The organism is Dictyobacter alpinus, assembly GCF_003967575.1.
In the GTDB taxonomy this organism is placed as follows: Bacteria; Chloroflexota; Ktedonobacteria; order Ktedonobacterales; family Ktedonobacteraceae; genus Dictyobacter; species Dictyobacter alpinus.
Window position 1 is genome coordinate 4,164,174 of sequence record NZ_BIFT01000001.1, and the last position, 20,181, is coordinate 4,184,354.

16 protein-coding genes and 1 tRNA gene are annotated in these 20,181 nt (G+C 50.6%); 7 read left to right on the forward strand and 10 right to left on the reverse strand.

The features are described from left to right. Positions 1 to 49: 49 nt before the first annotated feature. Positions 50 to 727, forward strand: a complete 678-nt coding sequence (locus EL633_RS16395; RefSeq protein ID WP_126628216.1) for a response regulator transcription factor — start codon at positions 50 to 52, stop codon at positions 725 to 727. An 82-nt stretch (positions 728 to 809) separates the two neighbouring features. Here the strand turns inward: EL633_RS16395 and EL633_RS16400 are convergent, their stop codons facing one another. Further along, positions 810 to 2,777, reverse strand: a complete 1,968-nt coding sequence (locus tag EL633_RS16400) for a protein kinase domain-containing protein (protein WP_126628217.1) — start codon at positions 2,775 to 2,777, stop codon at positions 810 to 812. 478 nt (positions 2,778 to 3,255) lie between these two features. On the opposite strand from EL633_RS16400, the gene EL633_RS16405 reads away from it, so the two are divergent. Next, the gene (locus EL633_RS16405) at positions 3,256 to 4,233 is read left to right on the forward strand and encodes a hypothetical protein (RefSeq protein ID WP_126628218.1); all 978 of its coding nucleotides are present in this window, start codon (positions 3,256 to 3,258) and stop codon (positions 4,231 to 4,233) included. A gap of 64 nt (positions 4,234 to 4,297) precedes the next feature. Here the strand turns inward: EL633_RS16405 and EL633_RS16410 are convergent, their stop codons facing one another. Then, positions 4,298 to 5,902: a class I adenylate-forming enzyme family protein gene (locus EL633_RS16410; RefSeq protein ID WP_126628219.1), complete on the reverse strand. Its 1,605-nt coding sequence runs from the start codon at positions 5,900 to 5,902 to the stop codon at positions 4,298 to 4,300. A gap of 219 nt (positions 5,903 to 6,121) precedes the next feature. Here EL633_RS16410 and EL633_RS16415 point away from each other — a divergent pair, with 219 nt between their 5' ends. Further along, complete coding sequence (locus EL633_RS16415) at positions 6,122 to 7,711, forward strand: GxGYxYP domain-containing protein (protein WP_126628220.1); 1,590 nt, start codon at positions 6,122 to 6,124, stop codon at positions 7,709 to 7,711. A 206-nt stretch (positions 7,712 to 7,917) separates the two neighbouring features. Here EL633_RS16415 and EL633_RS16420 read toward each other — a convergent pair whose 3' ends face one another. Next, entirely contained in the window at positions 7,918 to 8,145 is a 228-nt protein-coding gene (locus EL633_RS16420) for a hypothetical protein (protein WP_126628221.1), read from the reverse strand. Between the two features lie 703 nt (positions 8,146 to 8,848). On the opposite strand from EL633_RS16420, the gene EL633_RS16425 reads away from it, so the two are divergent. After that, positions 8,849 to 9,406 carry a methylated-DNA--[protein]-cysteine S-methyltransferase gene (locus EL633_RS16425; protein WP_371865544.1) on the forward strand — a complete coding sequence of 186 codons (558 nt, stop codon included), beginning with the start codon at positions 8,849 to 8,851 and terminating at the stop codon, positions 9,404 to 9,406. A gap of 72 nt (positions 9,407 to 9,478) precedes the next feature. On the opposite strand, the gene EL633_RS16430 is transcribed toward EL633_RS16425, so the two are convergent. Together EL633_RS16430 and EL633_RS16435 are read right to left on the reverse strand one after the other, a co-directional pair. After that, a complete protein-coding gene (locus tag EL633_RS16430; RefSeq protein WP_126628222.1) occupies positions 9,479 to 9,886 on the reverse strand; it encodes a hypothetical protein in 408 nt (135 codons plus the stop codon). A 199-nt stretch (positions 9,887 to 10,085) separates the two neighbouring features. Then, positions 10,086 to 10,961: a slipin family protein gene (locus tag EL633_RS16435; protein ID WP_126628223.1), complete on the reverse strand. Its 876-nt coding sequence runs from the start codon at positions 10,959 to 10,961 to the stop codon at positions 10,086 to 10,088. A 160-nt stretch (positions 10,962 to 11,121) separates the two neighbouring features. Here EL633_RS16435 and EL633_RS16440 point away from each other — a divergent pair. The 3 genes from EL633_RS16440 to EL633_RS16450 all read left to right on the forward strand — a co-directional run bounded on the left by EL633_RS16440 (position 11,122) and on the right by EL633_RS16450 (position 12,653). Beyond that, positions 11,122 to 11,193, forward strand: a tRNA-Val gene (locus tag EL633_RS16440). A gap of 120 nt (positions 11,194 to 11,313) precedes the next feature. Continuing rightward, positions 11,314 to 11,967 carry a protein-L-isoaspartate(D-aspartate) O-methyltransferase gene (locus EL633_RS16445; RefSeq protein WP_126628224.1) on the forward strand — a complete coding sequence of 218 codons (654 nt, stop codon included), beginning with the start codon at positions 11,314 to 11,316 and terminating at the stop codon, positions 11,965 to 11,967. A 167-nt stretch (positions 11,968 to 12,134) separates the two neighbouring features. After that, positions 12,135 to 12,653 carry a hypothetical protein gene (locus EL633_RS16450; RefSeq protein WP_126628225.1) on the forward strand — a complete coding sequence of 173 codons (519 nt, stop codon included), beginning with the start codon at positions 12,135 to 12,137 and terminating at the stop codon, positions 12,651 to 12,653. Here the strand turns inward: EL633_RS16450 and EL633_RS16455 are convergent. From EL633_RS16455 to EL633_RS16475, 5 genes are all read right to left on the reverse strand, one after another. Next, on the reverse strand, positions 12,636 to 14,441 hold the full coding sequence (locus EL633_RS16455) for an ATP-binding protein (RefSeq protein WP_126628226.1): 1,806 nt from the start codon (positions 14,439 to 14,441) through the stop codon (positions 12,636 to 12,638). The genes EL633_RS16450 and EL633_RS16455 overlap by 18 nt on opposite strands. Positions 14,442 to 14,450: 9 nt before the next feature. Continuing rightward, positions 14,451 to 14,828 (reverse strand): hypothetical protein, encoded by a 378-nt coding sequence (locus EL633_RS16460; protein WP_126628227.1) that lies wholly within the window; start codon positions 14,826 to 14,828, stop codon positions 14,451 to 14,453. A gap of 417 nt (positions 14,829 to 15,245) precedes the next feature. Then, positions 15,246 to 17,879, reverse strand: a complete 2,634-nt coding sequence (locus EL633_RS16465) for a CDC48 family AAA ATPase (protein ID WP_126628228.1) — start codon at positions 17,877 to 17,879, stop codon at positions 15,246 to 15,248. A 164-nt stretch (positions 17,880 to 18,043) separates the two neighbouring features. Beyond that, positions 18,044 to 19,156, reverse strand: coding sequence for an NrfD/PsrC family molybdoenzyme membrane anchor subunit (gene nrfD / locus EL633_RS16470; RefSeq protein WP_126628229.1), 1,113 nt, complete (start codon positions 19,154 to 19,156; stop codon positions 18,044 to 18,046). Positions 19,157 to 19,170: 14 nt separating this feature from the next. After that, positions 19,171 to 20,166 (reverse strand): 4Fe-4S dicluster domain-containing protein, encoded by a 996-nt coding sequence (locus EL633_RS16475; protein ID WP_126628230.1) that lies wholly within the window; start codon positions 20,164 to 20,166, stop codon positions 19,171 to 19,173. Positions 20,167 to 20,181: the final 15 nt, after the last annotated feature.

Consider the following 20,181-nt stretch of genomic DNA (forward strand, 5'->3'; position numbering starts at 1 on the left):
ACGATCAATGCACTGCATTTTTTATGGATAAGCACCACAGGAGGGGCGTATGCGTATTCTGGTTGTTGAGGATGATCCACGCCTGGGGCCAAGTTTAAAGAAGGGACTGGAAGGCAATCATTATGCTGTTGATTTGATTGCTAATGGTGAAGATGCCTATCTGGCTGCTCTGGCAACCGCCTATGATCTGCTGGTGTTGGATATTTTATTGCCTGGCCTGAATGGCTTTGAGGTCTGTAAACGCTTGCGCGAAAAAGGGCGTGCCATGCCGATCCTACTCCTGACCGCACTTGGTGAAGTGGATCATCGTGTCAAAGGCCTGGACCTGGGAGCCGATGACTATCTGGTCAAGCCCTTTGCCTTTAGCGAACTGGAAGCGCGTGTGCGCGCGCTGCTGCGCCGTAAAGGACCCACCAGAGCACCTGTCTTACAATTTCTGGATATTAAACTGGATACCCGGACCCATGATGTGTATCGTGGGGAGCGCTTAATTGCTCTGGGTAGTAAAGAATATTCTCTCCTCGAATTCTTTATGCGCCATCCACATCAGGTATTGAGCCGAACCATGATTGCTGAGCATGTATGGGATAGCGATACCGAGCACCTTTCAAATGTGATTGACGTCTATATTCGCTATTTACGTCGCAAGTTGTGCGAACAGAATGAGCCAGATGTCATCGTTACGATCCGTGGCGCCGGTTATCAGCTAAAGGAACCGCCAGCGTAAATGCAGGTTTTGACCCTGCCAACTGTTCACGCAAGAAGTATTCCCAATCACGTTGTCGTTTTGATTCCCGCCCAGATTCTCATTACTGTACGCGTATCACAATGGCACTGGCGTTTCCGCCATCCCCACCAGAGTTGGCGCTATCTACCATCATCATGGCTAGCCTTTGTGGATCATCTTCCTGAGCCAGAAATTGTCCGATACGCTGATCAGATAACATATGCCAGATGCCATCGCTACAGAGCAGAATGACATCATCTGGCTCGACACTCAATTGAAATATATCGATGGGAATAGTGTAGTTCTGGCCCAGATAGCGATAAAGTTGGTTCCGCTTCGGACTTTTCGCCACATCATCGGGATGCAAGAGATTGGCCTCCACCAGGTTGGCGGCCATTGAATGGTCTCGGGTAATGCGCTTTAAGCCTTTCTGACGATTATAATAATAAGCACGGCTATCGCCCACACTGGCGATATAGACCCGGCGCTTATACATCAGCGCCATGGTGATGGTGCTGGCCATGGTGGCGTCATAGTCGGCATTGCAGTGATAAATCACCTGATTGGCCTGTCTCACCGCGTCGCGCACCCATTGTTCCATAATAACCTCATCAGGTTGTACCGGCCGCTGGAGGGAGCGACTGGTCTGACGGTTGCCTGCAGGTGTGCCATAGTTATGCTGGGTCGAACTCGTTAAGGGAGTGGTTAAGAGGGGCAACAAGATATCTGCCAGCGTATCTACCGCTAACCGACTGGCTTCCCGACCCTTGTTTAATTTGTTTGTGGTACTACGCAAGCCATCGGCGACCGCAAACAGTCCAAATGGTCGTGGGGGCGGTGCGAGATTAATACATAATCCCTGCACGATGAGCAGCATATCTTCATTGGCGGAAGAACTGCCCCCTATATCGCTGGTATATCCTACTTGATAAACGTCATGCACCATGGGGGAAGTATCGCTCAGGCTATGGCCGCAGTGACGACAGAAGCGCGAGACATGCCGATTCTCCCGCCCACATTTAGCGCAAGGATTTTCCGGAATGATCATACGCACTACGACGTTATCGTTAACCGTATCCATCATGGTTGCTGCCATATCTGGAGCGATAGGAGGGCTACCCATCGTGATGGTTTCCTCTAACCAGATGCCTTGCTGTGGTAGGGCTGCGTTCAGTGCAGCGAGAAAATCTTGACCGCTCTGATAGCGCTGTGTCGGATCATTGTCGATCGCTTTGAGGATCACTTCACTGGCCGCTTCTGGTAGGCCTGGATTGATTTCATCTGGTCTGGGAATCCCATTGGTACGATATTTGACCACAGCCTGAAATGGCAGCAGGCCGGTAAACATCTGATAGGCCACCACTCCCATCGCATAAATGTCGCTGGCTGGCTCCGCCTTGCCCTGCTCTTGTTCAGGAGCGATATAGTGTTCGGTACCCAGCGACCAACCACGTTGTGTCAATGGTTTTTCCTGCTGCATGGCCCGCGCAATACCAAAGTCTGCCACCATCAGACGCTGATCATCCTGATGGATTAACAAGTTAGAGGGTTTAATATCGCGATGCACGATCTGCTGTGGATGTTGATGGATCACATCAATGGCGGTGGCTAATTCGCTTATATAGCGCAAGGCCAAATCGGTAGGGAGTGGCTGCTCCGGCTTCAATAACGTTTTCAACGTACCACCAGTAATCAGTGGCATGGTCACATAGAGCAGTTGACCATCCTGCCCAAAATTCATTATCGGCACAATATTTGGATGCTGCAACTGATGTGCATAGCGAGCCTCGCGGCGAAAGCGCTCAATCGAGACATCAACATCTAATGTATTCGCGGATAGTGTCAGTACCTTGAGCGCGACCTGTTGACCTTCAAACGTATCGCTTGCCCGATATACCGACCCCATGCCGCCGATTCCGATGAGCGTTTCAATACGATAGCGGCCAGCCACCAGCGCTTCTGGCAACAGGCATTTACAAAAAGGATTCGTACACTGTGTCGTTCCAGGCGTATAGACAGTCTGACAACGAGGATTCAGGCAAGACGGCATACTTTTTCTCTCAATGATCTTATCCAGTAACTTTGGCAGGTTGACACAAGCGTGTGCCCATTAAGTGTAGATGAATGCCTTACATCTGTCAATATAAGCGAGTTGTGTATCAGGGCTTTTTAATTTTCTTCTTCCTGGCGCCTACGGCGCCGGAGTCTGGTGTGGTGTGTGTTCTGTGGGCGGCCGCAGCCACCCACAGAACACACACCACACCAGAAATACTCTGTATATGATTTGCCTGACAGTTACTCGCGGCTGAAAATTAAAAAGCCCTGGTTGTGTATCCAGGTTTTTTCATATTTGATATGGATTGTGTTTGGATGCGCGGTCGCACACCCAAACACAATCCACACCTCCAACCTGGCGTTAGAGGCACAAAAAAGTTGTCGATAGACAGAGACAGCGCTATAATCTGAATGGTCATAGAGATTTCATATTTCAGACACTGATTGACGCACTCAAAGGATAAAAGGATATCATGCTACAGACGTTACCGTTAGTTCTCTTTATAGTGATGGCTGAGGTCTCAATCGGCGCAGTAAGCGTGCTGGTTTTTCTTGATTGGCGTAACGAGGTTAAGCGTGGTTTTCTGGTCTCGTACGCCCTGATTTATCTGGTCCTGGCTGGCCTGACGTATTGGTTCCAGCAGGGTTTTGCGACACCAGAATTGCTTAATACATACTCCCAACTGGATAAGGCCTGGACTGGCTATCAGTCACTGCCATTATTGCTTTTTTTCCTCTTGCTCATTCCTTATAGTTTCTTTTTGTTACTGGACAAGTCGGCGGGCGTGCAGGATGCTACGCTGAAAGATGGTGACGCGACAACTGAACAGCCGCTTGCGCGTAAGAGTTCTCCAGTCCGTATTTTGCGCTTGCTCAGTGGCGTGGCTACTGTTGCGGCAGGCATGGTGACGCTCTTTGTGATGGCGATGATCTATCGCCCAATGGCTGGTAGCGAACTCGGCGGCATCATTACTGTAGCTGGCTTCTTTGCCGCAGCGTTTGCTCTTGGAGGTGTCCTGACGGCCATGTGGCTCGGACACTGGTATCTGGTTACGCCAGCGCTTTCTGAGCGTCCTTTGCAGTTCTCAACGACCCTGGTCCTGGTTGCGGTTGCGGCTCAGGTACTGCTTTTCATTCTGGCCGGTGGTAATGCCAGCGACGCAACCAGGGCTCATTCTGCCAAGCCTCCTGTGACTGCCCAGGCTACCCCTGTTCCTGCTAATCAGATCAAGCCGGCAAACGCACCACAGGCTACGCCACTGGGAACAGAAGCCATTGGCTGGATTCGTGTGCTGGTTGGCTATGTAATGCCGCTGGTCCTGGGTGGATTATCCTGGAAGTTGATTCGTGACCGCTCATTCCAGTCTGCTACTGGTATGCTCTATCTGGTTGTGGTCTGTTCACTGGCCGGCGAAATTATGTCTCGTGGCCTTTTTGTGGGTGGACTCTAACCTCAAGACCGTCATCAAAAGAGGGCATCTCATAGAGACGCCCTCTTTTTTCATGCGAAATGAGCTACGCTTGTCTGCGCGCTCTCTCGCGTTCCGCCAGTTCGCGCCGCAGGATCTTGCCCGATGCGGTCTTGGGGATGGCATTGATGAACTCGATAAAGTGCAGACGTTTATAGCCAGCCAGTTTTCCGTTAGCAAAGGTGAGAATCTCCTCTTCGGTGACGGTCGTACCTGGCCGCTGGACCACAATGCCTTTGATCAGTTCGCCGGCCTCATCATCGGGAATACCAATGACGGCCGTATCAATGATGGCGGGATGTTCAAGGAGCAGTGCCTCAATCTCGGCAGGAGCTACGCCGAAACCGTTGTATTTGATCATCTCTTTCTTGCGATCCACAATATAGGTGTATCCATCTTCATCGACGTAGGCAACATCCCCGGTATGCAACCAGCCATCCTGCAGGGCATGTTTTGTTTCTTCTGGAGCATGCCAGTAGCCCTGCATCACCTGAGGACCACGTACCAGGAGCTCGCCCTGTTCCCCTTGTGGTAAATCCTGGGTGCCTGTATCAATATCCACAATTCTGCATTCAGTATTATGGATCGGGTAGCCGATACTACCGAGCCGTATTAACTCGGGATCGCGTGGCTGCGAGTGGGTTAGTGGTGATGCTTCGGTCAATCCATAGCCTTGGACGATATTGCCAGGAATCTTTTCCTGTAATCGTCGTGCTGGATCAACAGGCATGGGAGCCGCGCCTGAGAAGATGTATTTGACCGATGCCATTCTGCCAAGATCAATGGGTGCATTGGCAAGGCCTATGATAATGGGTGGAACCGCAAAATAATAGGTGACTTTGTGCTTCTCACAGAGTTCTAGAGACTTCATCAGATCAAAGCGTTCCATCATAACCTGGGTGCCGCCACAGGCCAGGAAGCTACCTGTGAGCATGACGCCATAGATATGGTAGAACGGCAGGAAGAGCAGTGCCACATCGGTGATGGTAATGCCCAGGCATGTGTTGAACTGTAGATTATTGCTGACCAGATTACGGTGGGTGAGCATCGTGCCTTTGGGCAGTCCCGTGGTTCCGGAGGAATATGGCAAGGCGAGTAGATCATCGCCACTGATATCAACATGGGGTGGTGGTTTTGGTGAGGATTCGCGCAGCAACTTGCTGAAAAGGATTGCGTCTGGCAGATTGGCGGGCTGCTCTTTGCCGGTCACAATAATATGCTTTAACTCTGGAAATTCCGTCTCCGAAAGTGCCAGACTTAACATCGGCACCAGTTCCTTTTGAACGAGAATACCTTTGGCTTCCGAGTTGGCCAGCTGATAACTGATCTCGCGTTCCTTATATGAAGGATTCATTGGACTGACTACCACGCCAATTGAAGCGGCAGCGATAAATGTAACAATATATTCCGGCCGATTGGTTGTGAACAGGCAGAGGTGGTCTCCTTTGCGCAAGCCTAATCCGTATAAACCATTAGCGATACCATTGACCATTGAGACAACTTCTCGATAGGTAAGATTTAGATCATGATAGATAATGGCCAGATGGTCTGGATTACGTTCAGCTGCCGCGCGTAACAGGTGATCGTAGGGAACATCTGGAAAATCCATGGGTGGGCGAAAAAGTTCAGGGGCAACCATTTTTTTCGACATGCCAGGCGTCCTTTCTGTACGAACTCGACTATGAGCTTCAGAAAATTTCTACAGGACAGTGGGTCTACCAGGATGGGAGTGCTTTTGAGCATACAGCAGTTTGCTTGTATAGTGTAGCATACTCTCGTTTTTCAGGAAGGTCAAGCTTTGCTGGAAATAGAACGGAAATTACGTGCTGGTGAGGATACCTTGTTAAGTAAAGGAATACAGGAGTATAGTATGTCCAATCACGTAGCTAATTTAATCGGTTCTCAGCCATGGCTGCTGCCAACCTTTGCGGCTCCTGCTCATCTGCAGGTCTATGATTTGCGTGGCGCTTCACGCGATGAGCTGCATACTGCTACGGCGGCGGCAGGTATTATCAATCGTTCTCAATGCCAGATCTATCTGGTTACCAGTGAAGATGAGCTCTTCTGGCTTGAACAGGTTTTTACTGCTATCCCTCATACTCAAGTCAATATGCAAGGGTCGGCCGCGCTGCATGAGCTGCTTGCCAACCATGTAGCTATGTTCAAAGGTCTGATTGTCTATGATCCTGCATTGCCTGATACGATTAACGTTGCGACCACCATGGCCGGACTGCAGGATGGTCTCTGTGTTTCGCCTGCCCTGGCTGAAATGTTGCAGACAAAGCTGGGCTTGCCACTCTTAACCGATTTGAGGCGCTATGGCTGGCGTAATCGCCTCCAGGCCTATCAGTGGGCCCAGGAGCATCTACAGCCATTGTGTTCAACTCACGTGATTGCTGGCCTGGATCCGGGTGCCTTCTGTGGTCTACGCTCGTTCCTGGTGGCTTGTCGAGCCTTCATCTACTGGCTTGACTCCCGTAAATACTTGCCTGCGTCCAATGCAAAAATATCCGAGCGTAGCCTGTTTAAACGTATCTTATCTTTTTATCCTGTGGGCTCGGTGCATATGGGCTGGGTAGTCCATGAGCAGAGCGCGGTCTCCATGGCCTCACACATTGGCATGACCGTCGTCGCCTCAGACTATGCATTGAATATGGAAGTCTGGAGCGCCATGCAGACCGAGCGCACTCCCCGGCCTCCCAGAAAAGTTGAGCGGATCCAGCCGCACAAAGAGAAAATCTACCTCTCACTAACTATGAGCGACGGTGATAATATCCAGTATTGCCAGCATCGCTTACGCCAGCTCTGGCAAGATCCTGCTCGCGGCTCGCTACCGCTTGGCTGGGGTCTGCCGCCTGTCTTACTGCAGGCTGCGCCAGCCATGGCCGACTATTATCTGCGTACCGCCACTGAAAATGATGAAATCATGGCCGGACCCAGTGGCCTCGGCTATATATATCCTTCCTGCTGGCCTAAATCCCATATTGAACCCTTTGTACAGCAGACTGGTAGCCTGATGCAAGATTTTGGCATGACCACCCTGGATATATTGGATGTTGATCCTGTCTTTCGCACCGGACTGCCATTGATCGCCAGATTCAGCTTTAGAGGTATGCAGTTCACAAATGCAGCCCTGCAACGCCTCTTCGCGCAGCAACTCGCAGACTATGGAGTTACAGGCATCCTCAGCGGTTCAGGCTATACCGGGCGTCCCGGCCATTGGCGCTATCAAGGAGACTTCCCCATCTACCATCACCTTGGCTTCACCTTCAGCGTTGACCGCACCGTTAAAATGATCAAATTCGCCTCCCGTATATTCCGTCAGCGCCCACTCTTTCTCAGCGTTTACCTCATCGCCTGGAACATGACCCCCTCAGACGCCAAACAAGTCATCGACCAACTCGGCGCTGAATATGAACTCGTCCTACCCAGCACCCTGCTCTCTCTCCTGCCCAAATAATCCAACCAGCCGCCTCCCTGGTAAAAGTTTCCTCCCCATTTTAATAAGGTGTGGTGGGAGCCGCAGCCCCCACCACACCTTATTAAAACCAGGCGAGCGCCGTAGGCGCGAGGCGTCATACAAACACGCAGTCCCCGCACCAAAGAGAAAGAAGGGTATTCCCAGCAGGCTGTTGCCGCTGGAAATACCCTTCTTTCTCCGGCCTCTTACTTCTTGATGGTAGACTTCATAGCTGGCTCAACGATCTCTTCCAGATTTTCAGCCTCAAGCTCTTCTTCATCTACATCATATGTATATTCATCGTCGTCATTTTGCGGATCAATCCAACTTGTATTACGTTGATCACGCTTATATGGACGACGAACATCGCCCTCACTACGACGAAATGTATCTCGCCTATTTGTCGAGCTTTTATCTCGTAGCTTTCCTCTCATGCTTCACCTCCTCTCCGTTGAGGTAGGTATATGCATCCATTCAGGAATGCATAAATGATCTATCAGCTGCATGTATCTTTCCTGCAGAATTACAATCGTATTTGTTGTACGACGAAAAAAACATTGTTCATGCTGAAGTACTGACTAATCAGGTAAAACATACGACTTTTCTCTATCAATGAAGTAACGTTTTCTTTTTTATGGGGAATTCCTGGCATGGTGAGGAAGAGTGGAGACGTGAATGGGCGCCGGGCTGAGCCCGTTTTATAATGGCTGTATGCATCGATTATGCCTTGATTGTATTGGTCCTATGAGTTCCAGCTCTTTGCTCACACTGCATTACATAGATCGGTGTGTTTTTCATAGAACTCACCTCCAAAAATTATGTGTCAACTAAAATCTACTATATACAGACTTCGAAAACACCTGCTAACTGCTAATGAGTGTACTTGGCAACGCTATAATTGTCAAGCCATTTTTTGACCATATTTGTTACTGCTCATAGCTTTAGCCGGATCTGGCTATATGGGGGAATAGTTGAGGGACTTCTGCCTTATCCTATCATGGACGTTTGATGGGTTTATTGTGTTGATACTGGCTAATTTAAGGGTGAATGCTTGCATGCTTTCAGGCAGCATGTTACACTGCGAGCACTGTGTATAGAATAGTGCCGCTGCTATTTATAGTTATCAAAGAGGTAAGTATGGTCGCGATACACGTGCAATCTCAGGTCTTATATTGGAGTCGGGTTTCTTCTTTTATGGGTGAATGTGTGCTTATGGCTACAAATGATGGCATTTGCTGGGCGGGAACACCTGGATCAGCTATGGAGAATGGACTTTTGCGCACAAAACGCTGGATTGATTTTGAGCGGACAGTGGAAGATGAAGCGGTGCCGGTGCTACGTCAGGCAGCCGAAGAACTGCAGCGCTACTTTTCTGGAGAGGCGGTTCATTTTTCCTGTCCTTTAAACTTGCGTGGCACGCCGTTTCAAATTTCTGTCTGGCAGGCGCTGCGGGATATTCCCTATGGGGAGTCACGCTCTTATGGAGAACTGGCGGCCTCCATTGGACGCCCTGCCGCTTCACGTGCTGTGGGAGCCGCGAATGGGGCTAATCCTGTCGCGATTATTGTTCCCTGCCATCGCGTTATCGGCAGTGACAAGACGTTGACCGGTTATGGTGGTGGACTATCGACCAAAGCCTGGCTGCTCTCATTAGAGGGGATTGGTTTCAAGAGCCGTATTGCCAGTGTCTTGTAGCATACAAAAGGTGATGGGGTGGTAGGGAATAGTCAGAATCCTTTCCCGCACCCCTTCTCAAGCAGATGATCGTTAGCGTGAGTGCTGATAATTGCCTGCCTGGGTCAGAAAAATTCTCATGATGCCCCGAGCAATTAGAATAAATAAACCTACCTCTATCACAATCATCGTTACCCATAGCCAGATCAGCTGTCCTTCGATGCGGTGGGTGTTGAATGCCTGAATAGAGTTGTAGAGCAAGGGGATAAGAATAATCAGGGGAATAACCAGCAGAGCCCCACAGCTGAGGATAACCACAGCTGGTAGCAGTGTGCGCCAGAGTCCTGAATCGCGTAAGTTTTCAGTCTTCGCTGTACCATAGGCTTGCCGCTGTTCACTGTCGGCTCTCTCCGTTGAGGCTGCAGCTGGTTGTATGGGTGCCTTCTCAGAAGGCGTTTTTTGTGTTGGTTCCGCCATGGAACCTAAAGTCTTTTCGTCCATAGGTATCTCCAGAAGAACGTGTATTAGAACTACGTCCCTCAGTATATCATACGGCGGAACCACTTCTCATTCTGTTTTAGAAGCGTTTGTCGATTTGTTCAAAGATGCGTTTTTGTAAGATCATGACCACGGCGGGCAGGACTACAGCAGTAACGATCCATTTTGCTACCATCTTTTTCATTTTTGTGGCTCCTTTTCTTTAATCATTTCTTGTCTGCATTGGTCGAGCGGTTGTTTGATCGACATAGACATTTTTTGGTGCTGGACGTGGTGGTTGCTCGCTTACCGGGCGCGTTGAGGGCCGTTCGTGAGTTTCTTCAGCCTGCTTAGGCAAAGATTTCAGGAATGGCTCGATGATATCCATTGGCAATGGGAAGATGATGGTTGAGTTTTTCTCAACCGAGATCTCGGTGAGCGTCTGCAGGTAGCGCAACTGTAGTGCACTGGACTGTGAGCCGATCACACTTGCGGCCTGAGCCAGTTGTGTGGAGGCCTGTAACTCACCTTCAGCATGAATGATCTTGGCGCGTTTCTCACGTTCGGCTTCAGCCTGCTTGGCCATTGCACGCTGCATCGTAGCAGGTAGCTCGATATCCTTGACTTCAACGGCTGTGACCTTCACACCCCAGCGCTCAGTGTACTCATCAATAATAGTTTGCAAGCTCTGGTTGATACGATCACGATGGGCCAGGAGCTCATCCATCTCAAATTGACCCAGCACATTACGGAGTGTGGTCTGCCCGATCTGCATAGTGGCATCAATAAAATTGACGACATTCGTCACCGAAGCCTCGGGATTGACCACCTGGAAGTAAACGACCGCCGTCACACGAATAGTGACGTTATCACGTGTAATGATCTCCTGGGGTGGTACCTGCATCGTTACAATACGTAGGTCAACCTTTACCATACGTGTAATCAATGGCGGTACCCAGAAAATTCCAGGGCCCTTGGCACCTTGTAAACTTCCCAATATGAAGATCACGCCTCGTTCATATTGTTGTACGACCCGAAAGCCGGGCAAAATAAAAAAGAGGACGAGAATTGCCAGGATAATGCCAATCGCAATGAACATAATTTGTCTCCTTCGAACAAGATGGAATGCACATCATTCACCTATAATGAGAGACGGGAAATTGACGACGAAATCAAACAATGACGGCGCTGAAATTTCCGTACATGAATGCTTGACAATCTAATGTACTTGGTGTTATAGTTATCCCCGTCAGTAATTAGGGCGCTTAGCTCAGTGGGAGAGCGCTTCGTTCACACCGAAGAGGTCACTGGTTCGAACCCAGTAGCGCCCACCCTAATCTCCTGAAGAAGTTAATTCCACATCCTACTGTTTATACGAGTGTGCCTCTGTTGTAGTTGTCGATTAGTTCCATAAATTCCTGATTTTTTGAGTTAGCAGGCATTGGATGTGTATGACGAACGATTTTTCCTTGCAGCGTCAGCAATTGATTACGCAACTCCAGCAAACCGGTATTCATGATGAACGGGTTCTTCAGGTTCTGGCTACTATTCCACGCGAACTGTTTGTCGATCAATCCTTCCACGAGATGGCGTATGCCAATCAAGCACTCCCCCTGCTTTTGGGTCAGACGATTTCTCAGCCGCAGATGGTGGCGATTATGACCCAGGCTCTGCAATTAAGCGGGCAGGAGCGTGTGTTAGAGATTGGCACTGGTTCAGGTTATCAGACTGCTATCTTATCCCGCCTGTCCCGTTTTGTCTATAGTATTGAGCGCCATGCAGAACTTGCCGAGCAAGCCATGCAGCGTCTGGCGCGGCTCGATATTGAAAACGTCTCTGTATTGGTGGGCGATGGCTCCATCGGTTGGGAGGAGCATGCGCCTTTTGAGCGTATCCTCGTTACAGCGGCCGCTCCCCACATTCCGAATCAGCTGATTGAACAACTTGCGCCTGGTGGCCTACTTGTTGTACCCGTTGGCGATCAATCTCAGCAAGAACTTCAAGTCATTGAACGTCTTGAGCAGGGGAGAACGCATATCAATTCCCTGGGTCGCTGTGTTTTTGTTCCTCTTATTGGTGAAGAAGGTTGGCGTTCACACCAGTAATCTCATGCAGGTAAATCGTGCGTAGAGCAGGTGTGGCTATACATGATGGCGTATCGAGAGTAGCTAATCTATTTGGGCTGTTCAATTGCGTGATCAGCAACTGTTGCTTTATAATAAGAATATAACATGTTCCCTGAAGCCAGTTGTTGCTGTGGAGGAAAATTTGCATGCCAGATTTTTTAGTCGGTATCTCTATTCCAAATACGTTGAATTTTATTCTGTTCCTCGTGCTTTGGATTATCCTCTGTGAATTAACTCACGTTGTTGTACTACTCTGGCGGCGCGAACCCCTTATTGGTTGGGCTGTAGGCCCGTTCGGACTTACCTTTATGGCGCTACGCGAGCCTTCGCTCCTTTATATCTGGCTTGATGTTCTGGTGCCTGCCCTGGTCTCTGGTAGTATCCTTTTTATTGGACTCTTCACCTCTTTGAGTCCAGTCATCTTTCCCAGTACCCTGTTTAAGGTTATTGTGATGATCTGTGGCATGCTCTTTACCAGTATTCCCGATCTGGTACGGGCCGTATCGGACCTGCGTTATCCGCTCTGGGGGGAGGCGCGTATCCTACGAACCATGCAATTCCTGCGTGCTAACTGGTCGAAGATCCATTTTACTTCATTTGGTCATTCGTACCTGCGCACGCATTTTGGCTCAAATCCAGCTGAATTGTTACAAATTCTTCCGTAATGTGGCTGCGTTTTGTAACTCGTGTGTGGTTGATTGTTGTTGTTCAGGCGGGATAATTGGTAGGGTTACGTGGAATGTGCATCCCGTTCCTTGATTGTTTTCTAGCCAGATTTTTCCACCATGGCGATCCACAATAGCTTTAGCTACATACAGCCCCAAGCCAATCCCCGCATAGTGCTGGCTGGCAGTATTTTGAATCCGGTAGAAGCGTTCAAAGATATGCTTGAAATGCTCAGGATTAACCCCAATTCCATAATCCTTGACGCTGATATGATAGTTGCCCGCTTGCGCCTGCAGGCTCACGATGACCTGCCCTCCATGGGGAGAGTATTTTACAGCATTATCCAGAATATTGCCTACCACCTGTTCTACCCGCGCACGGTCCGCAACCACTTTCGCCTCTTGTAGTTTGTTTTCCAGGATCAATAGATGCTGTTCAGCGCTGGCCTGGACTGAATGCACCAGCCTGCTCAGGAGTTCTTGTAGATCAAAAGTATCATATTGCAGGTGAATCTGCCCCCATTGTACTTGAGAGAGATCCAGCAAATCATTTACCAGACGTTCCAGGTGTTCGGTCTGGCTCTGGATAATGCTCAGGCTGCGCAGGTCCTGGTTTTCTGGCAAGTCTGTTGCCAGTTCCTGGTGATCGCTGCGTAGTTTGCGCAGCCTGCGCTCGATGCGCCGTACCAGATGCTGGGTGTAGCCTTTGATGGCGGTCAGGGGAGTACGCAACTCGTGAGAGACAACCGAGACAAAGTCATCCTTTAGCTTTTCTACCTGTTTGCTGGATGTGACATCATTGACCACGGCTACGACCCCGACTGGTTTGCCAGGATATCCACTGGCATCATGTAAAGGGGCCGCGCTGATATTCAGCGTTAAAGGGACGCGTACATCTTCCTTGCCAGCGACCAGTTCTTGATTGGTAACGGTATGACCATTGAGGGCTTGATTGATAATATCGGCCAGGCGAGGGAGCCATGAATCCGCTTCGCTGGCCTCTGCCAGCACTTGTAGTGGTATACCAGGCATAAAGTCGGTCTGCGTCTGCATGAGCATCTGTTCCGCTGATTTGTTCAGTGACGTGATGGCTCCATTGGCATCGGTAATTACCAGACCTTCAGCCATGCTCCCAATAATCAATTCCAGGCGCATACGTTCAAGTTCTGCCTCGCGCCAGAGTGCGTTCTCGCGTTCGCGTAAGCGCACATTATCCAGCGCGACCGCCGCATAGTCCGCGATCATTGTGGTGAGTTGGAGCAGGTCAGCATCAAAGGTCCCTGGCTTCTCATCAAAAAGGCTGAGCATACCAATGATGCGATTCTCAACCGTCAATGGAATATTCAAGCCTGAACCAATGGTCGTACTGGATATTTCGCCGGTACCGCGCCGCTGGGCGAGCTCATCGGGGGCATCAAAGTAGGCACTACGGGCCAGTTGTTCGGAGGTGATATTGGGAAAGTTCAGCGCATTGGCCGCGCTAGCGATGCGTTGAATCATCGACTCTAAAAAGGAGGCATTGAGTGGATAACAAGGAATGATAAAGAGGTCGAAAGGCTCTCCAACCATCAGGATACAGCAAGCTGAAAAACTATAAAGTTCTTGCAGAGCCGCCAGGAGGGCACGATGAACTTGAAAACGATCCAGGGCAGCGACGAACTGTTTCCCGATGGTATTGAGATATTCCATTTCCCGTTTAAGCGCGCTTAAGCGGTCCGCACTTGGTCCGTGTGGAGAGCGATAGGAGATATCTACCATTTGTGACTCGGATTGAACACTGCTCTCCATGCGGCCCCCTTACTGCAACTGTTGTAATTGCTGCGCTACTTCTTCATGAAGGGGTGGAACGATTAGATCACCTGTGAGTTCACGCAATCCAGCAAAACACTCGTCTAATAAGGCATTAAGCCCTTTCGACAGTTCATGTGTCGTAATACCGCTAAGATGTTCATGGATAATAGATGGAATAACATCTGTATAAGGACGATTAATTAAACAACTGAGAAAGGGATACGCATCTTTGATTCGTTTAGCGGCACCTTGTACGACAACACGAGTGGTTGCTTTCCCTAAGTAGGGGGCGACTCGCTCATCTATCAACCCAATGGCCTTCAAGTACGCCTCTGTAACTTGCTCACGGGAGACGGAAGAGGAGTTATCATGTATGGGTAACACTGTTTCCTCCCTTCGCTTATTGCTAATGTGCTCCGATGTTTATTATAGCATAGTCACCTATATATTGTAAGTGGATAGTACCTACAACGATATTGCGGCTAATCAATATAGTTTATCTACTCTTGTAGACTTGAATTGTCCCTATTGATAAAAACGTCAGATATTGTCCTCTGGTGACATAATATGTGCGGGATGAAATTTATGAGGAACACGAAAAAGCTCGGCTTTATGTAAAGCCGAGCTTTTGTCGCTATTCAGGATTGTGTCAAACTTCATTTGGTAGATTGCTCTTATCGCCCGCTACGCGGGCGGTAAAGGGGAGAGAGGCCAGGGGCACAGTCCCCGAACCCTCAGGCAAGGGGCTGGCGGCCCCTGGCATCCCCGCTTTGCACATGAGCCGGGTCAGACTACTGGTGTTTACACCAGCCCAAAGAGCCGGGCCAGCCAGAGGCGGAAACCGCGCAGTGCTGGTTTTTCACCAGGATTGTCGTAGTCGGCGGCCATATCGATGAGCCGCTGACGCCCGCGATCTTGTCGTTCACGTGCTTCTTCCGTGGCTTCTTGAATTGAGTAGCGTTCTTGCTGCTCGTCGATGGCGCGCGCAAAATGCTCAGGCCGAATCAGGAAGCGCTTGGTAACATTCTCCATCGTTTCTTGTTGGGCTGCGGCATTTGCGGCTTTCTCGTTGGCTGGATCGATTGGGACTGTCTTGCCATCGGCGCTCTCAATGACCGGCGTGACTGAGACGTGTCCCAGCGTGAGTCGCGGGGCGATCCATTCGCGTAAGGCGAACAGCGCGGCCCGGCGACAGATGGCTTCAATATCGGCACCGCTCCTGCCCGGAGTAAGTTTGGCTAGTTCTTCAACGGTAATCTCTGGTGCGATCGGTCGCTCACGCAGATGAACTGCGAAGATAGCCTGGCGCTCTTCTTCGGTTGGATATTGCATCTCGACGCTCAGATCGAAACGACCTGGACGAAGTAGAGCGGGATCGATCATGTCTGGCCGATTGGTTGCGGCCAGCACGATAACGCCCTCACGGCCTTCGATACCATCCATCTCGGTCAGTAATTGCGCAATGACGCGATCACCGACGTTACCATCGTTGCCACCACCACGGCGCGGTGCCAGGGCATCCAACTCATCAAAGAAGACGATGCAGGGTGCGGCCTGTTTAGCGCGTCGGAACACTTCACGAATACCTTTTTCTGATTCGCCGACCCATTTGGAGAGTAATTCAGGTCCCTTGATCGAGATGAAGCTGGCCTCACACTGATTTGCCAGCGCACGCGCAATCAATGTTTTACCGGATCCTGGAGGGCCTGAAAGGATAACTCCACGTGGCGGTTCAACATGGGCATTGCTATAAATCTCTGGATAGCGCAATGGCCATTCAACGCTCTCGGTCAGCATGTTCTTCGTATATTCAAGTCCACCAATATCATCCCAGGAGGTATCGCTGACTTCGACGTAGACTTCGCGGGTAGTGGACGGCTCAATTTCTCGGAGTGCTGCCTGGAAGTCGGCCATAGTGATATTTAGATTAACCAGTGTCTCGTAGGGAATGTAGCCGCGTTGGTAGTCGATATGTGGTAAGACGCGGCGTAGGGCGATCATCGCGGCTTCACGGCATAAGGATTCCAGGTCGGCTCCCACAAAACCAGGGGTAAGCTGGGCCAGTCGCTGTATATCTACGTCGTTGGCCAGGGCGGCGTCGTGACTATGAATCTGGAGGATCTCTATGCGTCCGCGCACATCTGGGACGCGTAGTGCGATTTCACGATCAAAGCGTCCTGGTCGACGGATCGCTGGATCAAGCGCGTTCGGCTGGTTGGTGGCGCCGATAATCACCACCTGTCCGCGTGATTCCAGGCCGTCCATCAAGGCCAGTAGCTGTCCTACAATACGGCGTTCGACTTCTCCTCCGCTTTCCGCGCGTTTAGGGGCCAGGGCATCGATCTCATCAATAAAGATGACACTGGGTGCTTTGCGTTGTGCTTCCTGGAAGACGGAGCGCAGACGAGATTCGCTTTCACCATAGAATTTATTGATGATTTCAGGGCCATTGATAATGAAAAATGCGGCCTTGGTTTCAGCGGCAACCACGCGTGCGATCAGGGTCTTACCCGTTCCAGGAGGTCCATAGAGGAGGACTCCTTTAGGAGGCTCAACGCCTAAACGATCAAAGACGGCTGGATATTTTAGTGGCAATTCGAGCATCTCTCGAATGCGTTGTAGCTCTTTGCCGAGTCCGCCGATGTCTTCATAGCCGACTCGTTTGGGGGCTCCATTATTGGCCCCGCGTGCCTGGGCTCTGACAATTGTTCCAGGTTGGACCAGGACTGCCTCAACCTCGGTCGTGGCGGCCGGTGATGCTACGATTGGCAAATCACCAGTTGGCTGACGGTTTTGCAGGGTATAGGCCGGGGTAGAGGGAGTGGTGCCAATGATCAAGAATTCACGGGCCGCTGTACCAGGTGTACCGACGCGTAGCAAATCTCCAATGGTGACTGGCAAACCCACCAGGTAGCGCGCGATATATTGTAGATCACTTTCCTGAATCGGTGCTCCTCCACTCAGTGGGAGTAACGTAATTTTTTCAGCGGTGCTAACCCTGGCTTTGTGTACATGAACATGCTCGCCCAGCCCGGATGCGCTATTCTGGCGCACCTGGCTATCCATCTGGATAGACTGTTGGCCGCGATCTACTAGCGCGCTTGGGACGACTTTTGCGGCAGTGGTGCGCGAGCCTTCGATCATGATGATATCACCGGCCTGACAGCCAAGGCGGGCCATATCACTGGGATCGATGCGAGCGGCGCCACGCCCGACCTGGAAACCTTCGACGACGATTAACGACAAGCGATCTTCGGTGGAGTCTACCGGCTGGCCATCTGACGATCCACTGGTCGCCTGCTCTGCATCCTCCCCGACCAGTTTGGTCGTGGTATGCTTTGGTGCCTCCCCGTTAAGTTTAGCGGTAATCGGTGTTGGTTCGTCGGAGCTATTGTTTGCTGTATTTGTATTGGATGTTGTACGTGGCTCCTGCATATGTCCTCTCTTTACATCCACGAAGAAATTTGCATCGTGTTGGTGACGTTATTTTGGATGCTCATTCTATGTACGAGGCAGGGGAAAGAAAGTTAGAACAGAGATTTGCAGCCGCCTATCCTGGCTATGCAAACCTCTGTTCTGTGTCTGGATTGTTGCAGTGATTACCGGCGAGCATTCCACAGGGTGGTGCGAGCGTCGGCGCTGGATACATGACCCGCCTCGACAACGGTTCTACGCAGGAAGTAACCTCCTACCAGTACCAGTAGTGAGATGATCAGACCTACGCCACCGCGTTTCTTTTTTCTGGGTGAAACTGGTTCTTTCTTAAATAATAACCAGGTTTGCAAGAGCCATGGTAAGACCAGGCCTCCTCCAAACATGACACTCCAGAAGGTTGGCCCTTTTTCCTGGGGTCCGCTACCAACCAGGGCTTTGGCGGCCCGGCCAGATGTGCGTAAAAAGGTCAGCAGACTTACCAGCTCAATCAGCATATTCATCCACTCGATGCGCTCCAGTTTGTGCAGCGTTTTGACCGGGGCACCCAGGATGCGCAGGACACATGAGATAAGGGCTGTACTGGTTGAGAAGGCGGATGAAACGAACACAGCACCAAGCAGGCGACTACGGGACCAGACCGGGACGCTGGTGGCGGCCAACAGGACACCTGTATAGCCACCGAGGAAGATGGCAAAAAGGCTGCCTGGTACTGCAATGAGCCTTTGTGGCAATCTGGTCAGTAGTCTGGCTCCCCACCATCTTCCCAGTAGTCCATCATGGGCGGCTTGTAGCACAGCGGTCAAACTACTGAACAATGAGAAGGTCAGCAGACCCCAGACACCCATCGACATGGGTGACTTAAACTTAAAGACACGTAACATGTTTAAGAATTTTTCGGGTCGCCCCAGATCCTTGATCAACAATGGTGGACAGGGGAGGAGCGCCAGCAGAGAAGCATAATAGCCAACGCGGGTTACGATGCGATCTTCTTTGGAGCCAAAGAATGAGGCAATCGTCGCCATCACATAGCAACCGCCAGCCAATCCACCCATGAAGAAGTACCAGATGATCTCCCAGCTCCAGACCGGAGCCTTGATGGCTGGATAGTCATAATATGTTTTTTCTTGTAGTTCCCGTGCTGGATCTGGCTGATAGCCGGTACTCCAGGCTGCCAGCTTCTCCAATAGCGTTAACTCTGGCACCTTGCTATTGTCTTGCTGCTCTTTGTGGGCCGGTAGCGCCGCATCAGCTGATCCTGAGACATGCGTATCGTTCATAAAAATGCCTCAACCTATTCCTGTTTAAAAAAGAAAATACTCATCAGACCCATAAGTAGCGCTGCTATAATCGTACCCAATGATGTCGGGAGCACATGATTGCTTGGCCGCGCTGGATTGGCTGGCAAGTTATATACTTCCGGTTGGTCTAACAGCAAAAAGAAAGAGTGCAGGCCACCCTCCAGGATTTTGTCGTCTGCGCCATAGAGCTGTGCCTCGCTAACACCGCGCTGTTGCAGGTGTCCCAGACGTTCTTGAGCCTGTGCTTTGAGGGTCTTCACCTCACCGAATTGGATCGAGTCGGTCGGACATGCCTTGGCGCAGGCAGGCTTCATACCGTCCTTCAGACGGTCATAGCAGAGGGTACATTTGTGGGCTTGCCCATCACCCTGTGTATCGCGGGCAATGACTCCAAATGGGCAGGCGACAACACAGTATCCACAGCCATTGCAGATGTCCTGTTGTACATAGACCGTATCGTACTCAGTATGGATGATAGCTCCGGTTGGACATGCTTCCTGGCAGGGAGCATTGGCGCAGTGTTTGCAGACATCACTATGCATCAGCCAGCGGTCACTGTTAAAAAATGGCAGGGCCGTGCCTGGCGGTGTTTCAGGAATAGCGTCAGCCCTATCCATTGGCTGGTACACTGGCAGCTCTGGTAGTGGGACACTATGCTGTTGTAACATGGGTAACTCTGGTCCGGCTGGCACACGGCGACCGATCTGTTCAATAAATTGAACATGGCGCCAGGTAGTTGCGCCCAGTTTTTGCGTATTATCGTAACTGGTGCCACTCCAATCCGGTTCCGTCGCCGGTAATTGATTCCATTGTTTGCAGGCGATCTCACACGCTTTACAGCCAATACACAGACTGGTGTCGGTAAAAAAGCCAAGTGCAGGCTGCTCGGGTGGTGGCGTCTGTTTTTGTAAGAGGGTTAGCAGCTGTGGTAGCTGCTTAACCCCTTGCGTAATGGACGAAACGCTTTCTCGTCCACGTTGTTCTAACATTGCCTGTGGGTCCTC